Annotated in this window: 13 protein-coding genes; 4 read left to right on the top strand and 9 right to left on the bottom strand. The window is 53.8% G+C overall.

The window, feature by feature from the left end; translation table 11 throughout:
* Nucleotides 1-55 precede the first annotated feature (55 nt).
* Nucleotides 56-598 carry a DUF2058 domain-containing protein gene (locus HUE57_RS15505; RefSeq protein ID WP_078482803.1) on the bottom strand — a complete coding sequence of 181 codons (543 nt, stop codon included), beginning with the start codon at nt 596-598 and terminating at the stop codon, nt 56-58.
* An 850-nt stretch (nt 599-1,448) separates the two neighbouring features.
* Here HUE57_RS15505 and HUE57_RS15500 point away from each other — a divergent pair.
* Nucleotides 1,449-2,303 (top strand): PA4780 family RIO1-like protein kinase, encoded by an 855-nt coding sequence (locus HUE57_RS15500; protein ID WP_078483461.1) that lies wholly within the window; start codon nt 1,449-1,451, stop codon nt 2,301-2,303.
* Between the two features lie 28 nt (nt 2,304-2,331).
* Here the strand turns inward: HUE57_RS15500 and HUE57_RS15495 are convergent, their stop codons facing one another.
* The 3 genes from HUE57_RS15495 to HUE57_RS15485 all read right to left on the bottom strand — a co-directional run bounded on the left by HUE57_RS15495 (nt 2,332) and on the right by HUE57_RS15485 (nt 6,286).
* The gene (locus HUE57_RS15495; RefSeq protein WP_174673493.1) at nt 2,332-2,877 is read right to left on the bottom strand and encodes a hypothetical protein; all 546 of its coding nucleotides are present in this window, start codon (nt 2,875-2,877) and stop codon (nt 2,332-2,334) included.
* Nucleotides 2,826-3,395 carry a hypothetical protein gene (locus HUE57_RS15490; RefSeq protein ID WP_174673492.1) on the bottom strand — a complete coding sequence of 190 codons (570 nt, stop codon included), beginning with the start codon at nt 3,393-3,395 and terminating at the stop codon, nt 2,826-2,828. The genes HUE57_RS15495 and HUE57_RS15490 overlap by 52 nt, the downstream gene beginning before the upstream one ends.
* A gap of 68 nt (nt 3,396-3,463) precedes the next feature.
* The gene (locus HUE57_RS15485; protein ID WP_078483459.1) at nt 3,464-6,286 is read right to left on the bottom strand and encodes a valine--tRNA ligase; all 2,823 of its coding nucleotides are present in this window, start codon (nt 6,284-6,286) and stop codon (nt 3,464-3,466) included.
* A gap of 153 nt (nt 6,287-6,439) precedes the next feature.
* Between HUE57_RS15485 and HUE57_RS15480 the strand changes: the two genes are divergently transcribed.
* Nucleotides 6,440-6,898 carry an MCP four helix bundle domain-containing protein gene (locus tag HUE57_RS15480; RefSeq protein WP_078483458.1) on the top strand — a complete coding sequence of 153 codons (459 nt, stop codon included), beginning with the start codon at nt 6,440-6,442 and terminating at the stop codon, nt 6,896-6,898.
* A 27-nt stretch (nt 6,899-6,925) separates the two neighbouring features.
* Nucleotides 6,926-7,642, top strand: a complete 717-nt coding sequence (locus HUE57_RS15475; protein WP_078483457.1) for a GGDEF domain-containing protein — start codon at nt 6,926-6,928, stop codon at nt 7,640-7,642.
* Nucleotides 7,643-7,813: 171 nt separating this feature from the next.
* Here the strand turns inward: HUE57_RS15475 and HUE57_RS15470 are convergent, their stop codons facing one another.
* Nucleotides 7,814-8,041, bottom strand: a complete 228-nt coding sequence (locus HUE57_RS15470; protein ID WP_174673491.1) for a hypothetical protein — start codon at nt 8,039-8,041, stop codon at nt 7,814-7,816.
* A gap of 449 nt (nt 8,042-8,490) precedes the next feature.
* Between HUE57_RS15470 and HUE57_RS15465 the strand changes: the two genes are divergently transcribed.
* Entirely contained in the window at nt 8,491-9,066 is a 576-nt protein-coding gene (locus tag HUE57_RS15465; protein WP_174673490.1) for a hypothetical protein, read from the top strand.
* A gap of 54 nt (nt 9,067-9,120) precedes the next feature.
* On the opposite strand, the gene HUE57_RS15460 is transcribed toward HUE57_RS15465, so the two are convergent.
* From HUE57_RS15460 to HUE57_RS15445, 4 genes are all read right to left on the bottom strand, one after another.
* A complete protein-coding gene (locus tag HUE57_RS15460) occupies nt 9,121-10,161 on the bottom strand; it encodes a midas domain-containing protein (protein ID WP_174673489.1) in 1,041 nt (346 codons plus the stop codon).
* Between the two features lie 82 nt (nt 10,162-10,243).
* Nucleotides 10,244-10,540 carry a hypothetical protein gene (locus HUE57_RS15455; RefSeq protein ID WP_174673488.1) on the bottom strand — a complete coding sequence of 99 codons (297 nt, stop codon included), beginning with the start codon at nt 10,538-10,540 and terminating at the stop codon, nt 10,244-10,246.
* A 32-nt stretch (nt 10,541-10,572) separates the two neighbouring features.
* Nucleotides 10,573-10,995, bottom strand: a complete 423-nt coding sequence (locus HUE57_RS15450) for a DNA polymerase III subunit chi (RefSeq protein WP_078483455.1) — start codon at nt 10,993-10,995, stop codon at nt 10,573-10,575.
* Between the two features lie 13 nt (nt 10,996-11,008).
* Nucleotides 11,009-12,499: a leucyl aminopeptidase gene (locus HUE57_RS15445; protein WP_078483454.1), complete on the bottom strand. Its 1,491-nt coding sequence runs from the start codon at nt 12,497-12,499 to the stop codon at nt 11,009-11,011.
* Nucleotides 12,500-12,565: the final 66 nt, after the last annotated feature.

The raw sequence follows: 12,565 nt of genomic DNA, 5'->3' as shown, positions 1-12,565 counted from the left end.
CACTCAGTCAGTTAACAATAAAGAGGCGGGCATTAGCCTGCCTCTTTATTGTTAACTACCACATCAGGTCATCAGGGATTTCAAACTCGGCATAGGGATCATCCTCGTCAGTCTCTTGTGGCTGAGATTCATTGATCTGGATGATATAGCTCTTGTCGCGTAGTGAGATCTTCTCTGCCACGGGTGTTGGCACCAGTTCAAAACGTTCATCGAGCTTAATGATCGCGAGACGCCCCTTACCAAGTTGTCGCTGCTGTGACTCATTCACGTAGAGCTGCTTGATCTTGCTCTCATCGGTAAAGCTATAGGCAATCTCACCCTCGCCTAGCTCAAGTCGGTTGCTCTCAATTAGCTGGCGAATCTGAGCGGTAACAGCCTTCTGTTCCGCCTCGGCCTTGCGTTGAAGGTTGAGCTGACGATCACGCTCCGCTTTTTCACGCTGTGCACGCTCAGCGGCGATCTTGGTATCGTTAACATCCTCAACCTTCTGCTTCTGTTTCAGCTTGGTTTTCTTCTGCTTTGACTTGGTCGCCTGATGTGCCTTTTTCTTGCTGACCGCACCCGCCTTGAGTAGCTGGTCCTGAAGTGAATTGCCCATTGGTATGCCTTGTTTCTACGTGTTGAAAGTGATGTGGAGAGTTTAACATAGGGGCTTGGCAGGGGGCTGGAGGGGTGTGCCTGATTGGGTTGTTGAATGAAGACACCTCAAGAGGAGGCGTGTTGTTTCGCGCCCTTCTTGTTTGGCCTGCTGGGTGTTTGATCTTTATTCCCGGATGTAATTACTTGCTCGTAAAATTATTTCTGGAAGAAGCTTTGTTATTGGTGGGGCTAACTGCTGAACTCCAGTTGAAATTGATATTATTAACGCGATATTGGCCATGTTTTTCCAGAATTTACTGGCTGTAGGATTTGAATTAGCAGCATCTACAACGTCAGCATGAAGAACTCCATAACCGAACGCCGATTCGACTGCGTTGGCCATTCAAATTATTATAAATAAAGGTGATTTCTACCGGGTCCACCCAGTGTAGAAATCGTTCAATATTGCATTACCAATATTATTAAGTCGTTCTACGATTTCAGTGGAAAGGGACATGATTTTTCCGATTCTACCCATGAGAGTTGCATTCTCTCCGGGATCAACATTAAGTAGTGTCGCACCGTGCATTTGAGGTATTGAATAGATGATCTTGTTGGTTGGCATCCATTGCTATTACCCATTATCTGCTGTTTTGCCCAATGAATTGTCGTTACGCTTCGTAAGCACCGATTACAAACTGGGTAAATTTAGTCCGTGTGGTTGTATTTGGTTTATATCTCTGACGGCAGTAATCATAGAACTGCATTGCGATGTTTGAGATAAAAAACCGTTTAAAATCGGCAAGTTGGTCCTTTGAGTGTTAAAATGCACATACGATTGTTAAAAGTGCTTTGTCCTTTCTGATTCTATGAAAACTCCCAAACGTATACAGCCGCTGGTCGATGATGGTCTGGTGGATAAGGTTATCCGACCACTGATGAGTGGTAAGGAGGCCTCCGTCTATCTCGTCTCCTGTGGTTCTGAGGTCCGTTGTGCCAAGGTCTACAAGGAGGCCGATAAGCGCAGTTTCAAACAGGCGGTGCAGTATCAGGAGGGACGTAAGGTTCGTAACAGCCGACGCGCTCGTGCGATGGAGAAGGGCTCGAAATTTGGTCGAGGTGAGCAGGAGCAGGTCTGGCAAAATGCTGAGGTCGATGCCCTCTATCGCTTAGCAGATGCGGATGTTCGTGTCCCTCAGCCCTACGGCTGTTTTGATGGTGTGCTACTGATGGAGCTGATTACCGATGAAGAGGGTCAGGTTGCACCTCGTCTGAACGATGTCTCAATGTCTGCCGAGCAGGCGCTGGAGGACCACGACATAATGATGCGTTACGTGGTCCGCATGCTCTGTGCCGGCCTGGTGCATGGCGATCTGTCGGAATTTAATGTGCTCGTTGACGAATACGGCCCAGTGATAATCGATCTGCCGCAGGCGGTAGATGCGGCGGCTAATAACCACGCCGAGTGGATGCTGGAGCGGGATGTCAGTGCCATTACTACCTACTATGCACAGTTCGCCCCTGTGTTATCCGAAAGTCGCTACGCCAAGGAGATTTGGGCGCTCTATGAAGAGGGTGATCTGACTCCTGAAGTGGAGCTAACGGGTTATTTTGAAGAGGATACCCGTGAGGCGGATGTTGATGAGGTGATGCTTGAGATTAAAGCCGCCTTTGCTGAGGAGCAAGCTCGCCTGGAGCGGCTGCGAGAAGCAAACGAGGGTTAGTGTGTATCCAGGCGGTACCAGACGTTTACTAATCGTTGAGTTGCCGCGTGACGGTTGCTGAGAGCTTTTCGTTGAGAGCCGTCAATTCATCATCAAATATATCTTCGAGCAGCTGCTGATGTTCAGGTGATAGGTGATGCTTGCGATTGAGAACATCCATCATCTGGTTGTTGCCATCGTATTTTCTGCCATCGAAAGAGCTCCCGCCTCCATCATTGGATACTCTGGAAAACCCACGGTCTGAAAATTCAAGATCGAGTTGTTTGCTGATTCGTTTTCGATAGGTTTGACTACTAAACCAGCGATCGCTGACCGCCATGGAGAGCGAAGTGAGGGCGGTTAGTCCCCGATAGTCGACGCCGTCTGCATGTTCGTAGTTGAGAGCGCGAGCGGACGACGAAGAAGATGCAGCAGCGGCTTTATGTCGGCGTAGAGTCACTGAGGGAGTTGTGTAGAGCCGCGAAGAGGTGATTACGCAACGTACGCAGGACGGTCGGGGCGCCGAAGGCATAAACGGTCGCGTTAAGTTTTTGCTGTTTGCTTGGGCTTGGATGCCCAAAACAAACTTTCGCAAAATAGCGACTCCCCGGCATAATAGATACAAACTTTATTGTTTAGCTGGTTTGTTTCCCCCAGAAATTCGCGTGCATGACTCTTCCATGTGGCGATAACTCTATCCATTTGCGGTCCCGCTTCAGCAGGGTAAATGGGGTAATTGTTGCTCAAAGACGATTTTAATCTGCTTGCCAAGTGATTGGTGGCATCTCGAATAATAAGAATATTGATGTGCTCGATGGGAATGTCTTTAAAGGGCCTGATGCTTAACTCGTGATCCTCCAGGCTGACGTAGAGAGAACGGTTTCTCGATTTTATTTTCTTGGCGAGATTGCTGAGAGGAGATTTTTTGTAATGGTTGTCGCTGAGCCAGCTTGTAAATGGCTGTGATGGAGGAATCTCCTTTTGCCCCAGCAAGATCGGTTTTATCATAATGATGTCGTTGAAGAAGCAACTCTTCTCTTGCTGTCTTAACCAGTTGATGATGGCGTGATTACCGCTCCGCTTCATCCCGTGAACGGTGATCACTCTTCTCATCTGACATCCCTGTTTGTAGCGAACTGGATCAGTTGCGGATGCTGATTCATATTCATTAAAAGAGTTTCCTACAGTTTTTCGATTTTGGACCGCTGTTCGATAAGCGATTCAAGTGATGCCCTGGCATCGGCCAGTTTGTCGCGCTCCTTCTGTACTACCGCTTCGGGTGCCTTGCCGATGAACTTCTCATTATTGAGTTTACCCTCGGTGCGTTGTACCTCTTTCTCTAGCTTCTCGATCTCTTTGCCGAGGCGAGCCAACTCTTCATCCTTGTCGATCAGGCCAGCCATTGGGACCAGTAGCTTCATCTCGCCGACCAGTGAGGTCGAGGACTCAGGGGCTTCGTCGCCCTCGTTGAGCCAGGTGATCGACTCGGTCTTGGCGAGGTTGGCCAGGAAGCGTTCGTTGGCCTCCAGGTAGCCACGGTCCTGTTCGGAACCGTTCTGAAGCATGACCGTGAGTGGTTTGCTCGGTGGAATATTCATGCCGGAGCGGATCTTGCGCACACCAACGATGAAATCCATCACCCATGCCATCTCCGCTTCAGCGGTGCCATCGATGAGTGCTTCATCAGCCTGAGGGTAGGGCTGCAGCATGATCGTTTCACCGGTAATGCCTGCAAGCGGTGCGATCTTCTGCCAGATCTCTTCGGTGATATAGGGGGTGATCGGGTGTAGCAAGCGCAGGATTGTCTCCAGAACGCGTAGCAGGGTCTGTCGTGTGCCGCGCTGCTGTGCCTCTGAGCTCTCATCCCCATAAAGAACCGGCTTGGAGAGCTCCAGATACCAGGCGCAGTACTCATCCCAGGTGAATTCGTAGATGGCACTGGCGGCACGGTCGAAACGGTAGCCATCGATGGCGCTGTTGACCGTCTGCTCTACACGCTGAAGCCGAGAGATGATCCAGCGATCAGCGGGCGCTAATTCAAACTCGTCGGAGTTGTTATCGTTTTTATCTTCGGTCTGCATCAACACATAGTTGGTGGCGTTCCAGAGCTTGTTGCAGAAGTTGCGATAGCCCTCGATACGACCGAGGTCGAAGTTGATGTCGCGGCCGGTGGAAGCGAGTGATGCGAAGGTGAAACGTAGTGCATCGGTACCGAAGGCGGGGATGCCATCGGGGAACTCCTTGCGGGTCTGTTTCTCGATCTTCTTTGCCAGCTCCGGCTGCATCATGTTGGCGGTGCGTTTCGCTACCAGTGCATCAAGCTCAATGCCATCGATCAGATCGATCGGGTCGAGTACGTTGCCCTTCGACTTCGACATTTTGTTGCCCTGTGAATCGCGCACCAGACCGTGTACGTAGACCTCCTGGAAAGGTACATCGCCGTCCATAAACTTTAGGCCCATCATGATCATGCGGGCGACCCAGAAGAAGATGATGTCAAAGCCGGTGACCAGTACGCTGGTGGGATAGAACGCCTTCAGCCTTTCGCTATCCTCGGGCCAGCCGAGGGTGGAGAAGGGCCACAGCGCAGAGCTGAACCAGGTGTCGAGTACATCCTCATCCTGACGTAGTGGGTAGTCGGCTGCGAGGTTGTGTTTCTCGCGCACCTCTTCTTCGCTACGACCAACGTAGATATTCTCGTTATCGTCGTACCAGGCGGGAATGCGATGGCCCCACCAGATCTGGCGGCTGATGCACCAGTCCTGAATGTTATGCATCCAGTCGTAGTAGGTGTTCTTCCAATTCTCCGGTACGAACTTGATCTTGCCCGTTTCGACTGCCTCGATAGCAGGTTTGGCCAGCGGCTCGACCTTGACGTACCACTGATCGGTGAGGAACGGTTCGATGACCGCGCCGGAGCGATCACCGCGAGGCACCATCAGTTTGTGGTCGACGATCTTATCCAGCAGACCCGCTGCATCGAGATCGGATACGATCTGCTTGCGTGCCTCGTAGCGATCCAGACCGATGTATTTGGCTGGGATCAGCTCACCTTCACCCTCGTCATTCTCGCGCACAGCGGCATCGATGGTGAAGATGTTGATCAGGCCACCGTGAATCTGATCGGAGATGCCCGTCTCATCACGATGACGCTGCCAGACGGCGTAGTCGTTGAAGTCGTGGGCTGGGGTGATCTTTACACAGCCAGTGCCGAACTCGGGATCGGCGTGTTCGTCGGCAACGATCGGAATCAGGCGTCCGGTCAGCGGCAGCTCAACCTTCTCACCGATCATATGTTTATAGCGCTCATCCTCTGGATTGACCGCCACCGCGCAGTCACCGAGCATCGTCTCGGGGCGCGTGGTGGAGACAACAAGGTGGCCTGTACCGTTGGAGAGCGGATAGCGCATGTGCCACATGTGGCCGTTCTCCTCCTCGTTGAGTACCTCAAGGTCGGAGACGGCGGTGTGCAGTTTGGGATCCCAGTTGACCAGGCGTTTGCCACGGTAGATCAGTCCCTCTTCGTGCAGGCGTACAAAGACCTCTTTAACGGCATCGGAGAGGCCGTCGTCCATGGTGAAGCGCTCATGTTGCCAGTCGAGCGATGAACCAAGACGACGCAGCTGGCGGGTGATGTTGCCGCCTGACTCCTCCTTCCACTCCCAGATACGGTCGATGAAGGCATCACGACCCAGATCGTGACGCGTCTTGCCCTCGGCGGCGAGCTGGCGTTCAACCACCATCTGCGTGGCGATACCGGCGTGGTCTGAGCCCGGCTGCCAGAGGGTGTTATCACCCTTCATGCGGTGGTAGCGAATCAGGGTGTCCATCACCGTATTGTTAAAGCCGTGGCCCATGTGCAGGCTGCCGGTGACATTCGGTGGTGGGATCATGACGCTATATGCTGAACCACTGCTGCCGCCGTTTGGTGCGAAGTAGCCGTTCTCTTCCCAGCTCTGGTACCAGCGCTGTTCGATCTGTTGGGGATTGTAGGTCTTGTCCATGGTCACTCGGGCTCGATGTCGATGAGGGCGCGGGGCGCAATAAAGCGGAGCATTATACCCGATCAGGGCACCGATTCGTGTCATCACAACAACTGCCAAAAAGGCGTGTTAGGATGTCCGGATAGCGTTGTTTTTAATAAGAAATCGACCTTTATGCTGCGATATTTGAAGACAGTCACCATCGCTGGGTTTGCCCTGCTACTTATATTGCTGGCAGGCATGGCGGTCTATGCTGTGATGCAACTGCAGTCTTCCCACAACACCCTCAATAAAATCACCTCTGAGAACAACCGCAAGATTCAGATTGCCACTGAAATGCAGGTGGCGGGCTACCGACGAACTGACTACCTCTACAACATGCTGCTGGTTGATGATGCCTTCAGCCGTGATGAGAAGTTCATGGCCTTTACCCACGAGGGCTATGAGGTGGGTAAGGCGCGTCGCTTAATTCGTGAATCGGGAATGGGCCCCGAGGAGAAGGCGATCTATAACCACCAGAGTGAGCTGATCGAGTTGGTGCTGGTGGTACAGGATCGCGTGGTTGATCTGGCGACGGCTAGCGATCTTGAGGCGGCTCGCTCACTGATGTTGCGAGAGGCGATTCCGATTTAGGCTCAGATCAATGAGACGCTACAGAGCATGCGTGAACTGCAGACGCGGCTCACACAGCAGGCGGTCTCTGAAGCCAATATGGCCTACAGCCGAACCCTCACATTGACGATCTGGCTCAGTGTCATCGTGCTACTGGTCGGCGCGGTAGCGGCAGTCATCGTCTACCGCTGTACCAGCCGTGAAGCACAGACCATCAGCGATAACCTCACCGCGCTTGAAGACTCCTATGTGCAGCTTGAGGAGCGGGCCAATAAGGACGCACTGACCGGGCTACCGAATCGTGCGGCACTATTTGACTATCTTTCGCATCTGTTTGCGGTGTCCGAACCGCAGCATGAGCAGTTCGCGCTGATGTTTTTTGATCTGGATCGTTTTAAACCGGTTAATGATCAACTGGGGCACGATGCCGGCGATGAGCTGTTGAGGCAGGTGGCTGATCGGATTTCGGCTCTGTTGCGTCGTGAGGATGTGCTGGCTCGTTTTGGCGGCGATGAGTTCGTTGCCGTGACTCGACACATAGAGGGAAGTGAGGGGTGTCAGAAGGTGGCGAGTAAAATCGTTAAGGCGATCCAGGCACCATTTGAAATTAACGGTGAGACAGTCGAGATCGGGACCAGTATCGGCATCAGCTTCTATCCAGAGCACGGCACGCAGTATGACCTGTTGATCAAGCGGGCTGACGATGCGATGTATCGGGCGAAGCGGGCAGGGCGCAACGATTTCGTCGTCTATAGCCCTGCCTGATTGTTATTTGTTCAGGTGCTCTTTGAGTACCTTGGAGATCATTTCGGGTAGTCGCTGATTGAGCTGTTCACGAACGGTCGCCTCAATCGTCTCAGAGATGGCGCCGACCGCCGCTGACCGCCATGGAGAGCGAAGTGAGGGCGGTTAGTCCCGATAGTCGACGCCGTCTGCCTATTCGTAGTTGAGAGCGCGAGCGAACGACGGAGAAGATGCAGCAGCGGCTTTATGTCGGCGTAGAGTCACTGAGGGAGTTGTGTAGAGCCGCGAAGAGGTGATTACGCAACGAACGCAGGACGGTCGGGCGCCGCAGGCATAAACGGTCGCGTGAAGTTTTTGCTGTTTGCTTGGGCTTGGATGCCCAAAACAAACTTTCGCAAAAATAGCGACTCCCCGGCTCACTCACGGCCTTCGATGTGGCCTCCGAGATAGCGATGCCGATCTCTGCTCCGAGTTGAACGGCCTGATCAGCGTTGAGTGAAGGGGTAGTCTCGCTCTCAGAAGGGATCTCGTTGGTTTCGCTGGTTTCGTTGCTGGTCGCATCAACATCAAGCAGGGCGTAGGCATCAGCGAGATCAGTCTCGACACTCTCATCGGATTCCAACGACTCAGGTGCTGCGGCAATCAGCGCATCGACATCAAAATTATCACTCTCTGTTGCGCTGGCGGATGGCTCTTCTGTTAAATCAATGATTTCTTCAGTGGGTTCACTACTTTCGGCGCTCGTTTCTGTCAGTAGCGCATCTATATCGAAAGCGGCATCATCATTGTCGGTTGTTGCCTCTTCCTCTGTCACGGCGACTTCTGATGAAGTGTCGGTTGTATCGCCGGCATCAGCGAGTAGGGCGTCAATGTCGACCTCCTCATTTGGCTCGTCGATGGGGGCGGCGCTTGATTCGTCAGCCTCGGAAAGCAGTGCGTCGATGTCGATCTCCTCGACACTCTCCTCTGAGCTGGTACTCTCCACAGGCTCTGCAACCGATTCAGCTTCTGCGCTACCTGCTTCGGCAAAGAGTGCATCGATGTCGATCTCTTCAGCGCTCTCCTCTGAGCTGGAACTCTCTACAGGCTCTGCAGCTGGTTCGGCTTCTGCGCCACCTGCTTCGGCAAAGAGTGCGTCGATGTCGATCTCTTCAGCGCTCTCCTCTGAGCTGGAACTCTCTACAGGCTCTGCAGCTGGTTCGGCTTCCGCGCTACCTGCTTCGGCAAAGAGTGCGTCGATGTCGATCTCTTCAGCGCTCTCCTCTGAGCTGGGACTCTCTACAGTCTCAGCAGTTGGTTCAGCTTCTGCGCTACCTGCCTCGGCAAAGAGTGCGTCGATATCAATCTCATCTTCACTCTCTTCAGCCTGCTCTGATTCAGCGGCAGCTGTTGTCGGTGATGGCGTATCACTTTCAGAGCTAGCTTCGGCGAAGAGCGCACGCTGACCGCCATGGATAGCGAAGCGAAGGCGGTTAGTCCCGATAGTCGACGCCGTCTGCCTATTCGTAGTTGAGAGCGCGAGCGAACGACGAAGAAGATGCAGCAGCGGCTTTATGTCGGCGTAGAGTCACTGAGGGAGTTGTGTAGAGCCGCGAAGAGGTGATTACGCAACGTACGCAGGACGGTCGGAGCGCCGTAGGCATAAACGGTCGCGTTAAGTATTTGCCGCTTGCTTGGGCTTGGATGCCCAAAACATGCTTCCGCAAAATAGCGACTCCCCGATCAATATCGATCTCCTCTTCGCCTTCGCTATCACTCGGTGCCTCTGTAGCGGCGTCACTCCCAGACTCTTCGGTCTCTGCCAGGAGCGCATCAATGTCGATACTCTCACCGCCGTCGTCCGCTGTTGAGGTGTCGGGAGCGCTTTCTGAGGATGTCTCTCCTTCATCACCGCTCGCCTCAGCAAACAGGGCGTCGATATCTATGTTCTCTTCAGTATCATCCGCACTTTCAGTTGCCGGTTCATTGTCCGCCACATCGTTCTCAGCGATCAGTGCGTCGATATCAACCATCTCTGTGTCGGTATCTGGTTCAGCTGCGGGCTCAGCGTCTGTTTCGTTAGCCTCATCAATAAGCGAGTCGATATCGATCTCTTCAGGTGTGTCTATCTCTTCAGTAGTCGACTCGTTTGACTCTGCATCGCCCGTCTCAGCCAGTAGTGAATCGACATCAATGGCATCCGCATCATTAGGGCTCTCGGCTGCTGTTGTTTCCTGGTCATCGGCGAGCTGTACGATTTCATCGATCTGCGCAGCTACGTCACTCTCAGTACTGGCCGAGTCCTCATCGTTATCCTCAGGGAAGAGCTCATCGAGATCGATGCTATCGGTTGTTGAGGCAGTCGCTTCAGCGGCAGCAGCAGGTGTTGTGATCTCCGTTGCCGCAGCGATCTCGCGCGCCTCTTCGCCGCTGAGTGCAACGCTGTTAAGGACCGGGATCTCATCATCATCTTCAGTGGATTGTTCAATGACAGCAGGCATGTTGTTGCCCATAGCCAGATCGATATCGAGGCTCTGCATCTCATCGCCATCATCACTCATATCGCTGGTCAGATTGGCGTTCAGGCCATCATCAGAGGCACTTTCACTACTTTCGGCAGACTCATTAATGAACTCTTCAAGCTCAGGTGGGAGGTCGCTGTTGTTTTCGTTCGCTGACCGCCATGGAGAGCGAAGTGAGGGCGGTTAGTCCTCGATAGTCGACGCCGTCTGCATATTCGTAGTTGAGAGCGCGAGCGAACGACGAAGAAGATGCAGCAGCGGCTTTATGTCGGCGTAGAGTCACTGAGGGAGTTGTGTAGAGCCGCGAAGAGGTGATTACGCAACGTACGCAGGACGGTCGGGGCGCCGTAGGCATAAATGGTCGCGTTAAGTTTTTGCTGTTTGCTTGGGCTTGGATGCCCAAAACAAACTTTCGCAAAAATAGCGACTCCCGGATCGCTCATTGGGCACCTACAGAGTCAGATTGTGCGGCGTCGGTTCTATCCCGTGCTCGCGGTAGCTTATAAAGCGTACACGACCATCCTGCCGTTCCGCGTCACCATTTTCAATGATTTCCACAACGCGTTCGAAGCGTGAAAAAAAGGACGGTACACTCCCGGCCAGATTGATCAGAACCTGACGTTGATCGGTGGGTTCCGAGTCGTGACCGATTAGCACGGGCATGCTCTCATCCTGGCTGACGGCATGTGGTAGAAAACTGCCTGCGCGGAAGGTCCAGAGCAGTTCATCAAGGGCGGCAGAGTCTGCAGCTGAGCTGGTGTGGATGTAGATGCGGTTGCCGAGGCTATGTACCTTCTCTGCCAGCTTGCAGGCGAACAGATATCGACCGTCGGCCACGCTGTTCTGCAGGATGTAGAAATCGACTCTGCTCAAGGTAACGCTCCCGTTATCCGGCGCGGTCGATCAGATACTGGGTGAGGAGGGTGACTGGGCGCCCGGTTGCACCCTTTTCAGCTCCGCTCTTCCACGCGGCACCCGCAATGTCGAGGTGTGCCCAGTGGAACTTCTTGGTGAAGCGTGAGAGGAAGCAGGCGGCGGTAATGGTGCCTGCCTCACGTCCACCGATGTTGGCCATATCAGCGAAGGGACTCTTGATCTGCTCCTGATACTCATCCCAGAGTGGCATCTGCCAGGCGCGATCGCCCACCTGTTTGCCTGCATCGAGTAGTTCATCGATCAACGGCTCGTGGTTACCGAGCAGCCCCGAGGCGTGCTGGCCGAGGGCGATAACGCAGGCACCGGTGAGAGTGGCAACATCGATGACTGCCTTGGGATTGAAACGCTCGCTGTAGGTCAAAGCGTCGCAGAGAATTAGACGGCCCTCGGCATCGGTGTTGAGGATCTCAATGGTCTGTCCCGACATGCTGGTGACGATGTCTCCCGGCTTATTCGCTGCGCCATCGGGCAGATTCTCGGAGCTGGGTACAACGCCGATGACGTTGATCGGCAGCTTCATCTGCGCAATCGCCTGCATGGTGCCGAAGATGCTGGCACCACCGCACATGTCGTATTTCATCTCATCCATCGCGGCGGAGGGTTTGATCGAGATGCCGCCGGCATCAAAGGTGAGTCCCTTGCCGATCAGAACAATCGGCTTGCTCCCTTTCTTGCCACCCTGGTAGTCCATCACAACCAGCTTGGCCGGTTCGCGACTGCCCTTGGAGACGGAGAGCAGTGCACCCATGCCGAACTTGGCCATCTGCGCCTCGCTCAGCGATTTACACTTCATTTTCGGATATTTTCTGCCCAACTTGTTCGCCTGGTTGGCGAGATAGGTGGGGGTGCAGATATTTCCGGGCAGGTTGCTGAGGTCGCGGGTGAGGCTCATACCGGCGGCGATTGCCTCGCCCTGAGCCATCGCCTTGTTGCAGGTTGGTGCGCTCTGATGATCGATGGTTGCAAGGTGGAGTTTACGCAGCGGACGCTTGCGGGCGACGGTGTCGCTCTTTAGTTGATCGAAACGGTAGAGCGCGTTTTCGGCGCTGATAATCGACTGGCTGATCTTCCAACCGATATCGCGCCCTTCGATCTCCAGTTCCGGCAGATAGCTAACAGCATCGGTCGCTCCGCTCTGCTCGAGTTGTTTCGCTGCGGTCACGGTGATATTGCGGAAGGTGGCCTCACTGAAGGCCTTCTCTTTACCGCAGCCGATCAGCAAAACACGTTCAGCGTTCACGCCTGGCAGGTGGTGGAGCATCAGTGATTCGCCACTCTTGCCCTCGATGTCACCGCGGCGCAGCAGTTTGCCCAGGTAGCCATCGCTGGCCTGATCGAGTGCCTTGGCAGCGGTTGAGAGCCGTTTTGCCTCGAACAGGGCGACAACAACGCAGCCACAACGCTGTTTTTCCGGGTTACCACTTTTAATGCTGATTTCCATCCAAGGCTCCTGATTGGGTTGTCTGCCGAGATTGCAGTCGGCTCTGAAACTGGTATACGGTAGCCA

Source organism: Candidatus Reidiella endopervernicosa (assembly GCF_013343005.1).
Lineage (GTDB): Bacteria > Pseudomonadota > Gammaproteobacteria.
Note: the sequence above shows the minus strand (reverse complement) of the source record. Positions and strands in the feature narration are given on the sequence as shown.

Coding starts and splice junctions, on each gene's coding strand:
- HUE57_RS15505 (WP_078482803.1), bottom strand. CDS start 598: ATGGGCAATTCACTTCAGGACCAGCTACTCAAGGCGGGTGCGGTCAGC.
- HUE57_RS15500 (WP_078483461.1), top strand. CDS start 1,449: ATGAAAACTCCCAAACGTATACAGCCGCTGGTCGATGATGGTCTGGTG.
- HUE57_RS15490 (WP_174673492.1), bottom strand. CDS start 3,395: ATGAGAAGAGTGATCACCGTTCACGGGATGAAGCGGAGCGGTAATCAC.
- HUE57_RS15485 (WP_078483459.1), bottom strand. CDS start 6,286: ATGGACAAGACCTACAATCCCCAACAGATCGAACAGCGCTGGTACCAG.
- HUE57_RS15480 (WP_078483458.1), top strand. CDS start 6,440: ATGCTGCGATATTTGAAGACAGTCACCATCGCTGGGTTTGCCCTGCTA.
- HUE57_RS15475 (WP_078483457.1), top strand. CDS start 6,926: ATGCGTGAACTGCAGACGCGGCTCACACAGCAGGCGGTCTCTGAAGCC.
- HUE57_RS15465 (WP_174673490.1), top strand. CDS start 8,491: ATGTCGACCTCCTCATTTGGCTCGTCGATGGGGGCGGCGCTTGATTCG.
- HUE57_RS15460 (WP_174673489.1), bottom strand. CDS start 10,161: ATGAGTGATGATGGCGATGAGATGCAGAGCCTCGATATCGATCTGGCT.
- HUE57_RS15445 (WP_078483454.1), bottom strand. CDS start 12,499: ATGGAAATCAGCATTAAAAGTGGTAACCCGGAAAAACAGCGTTGTGGC.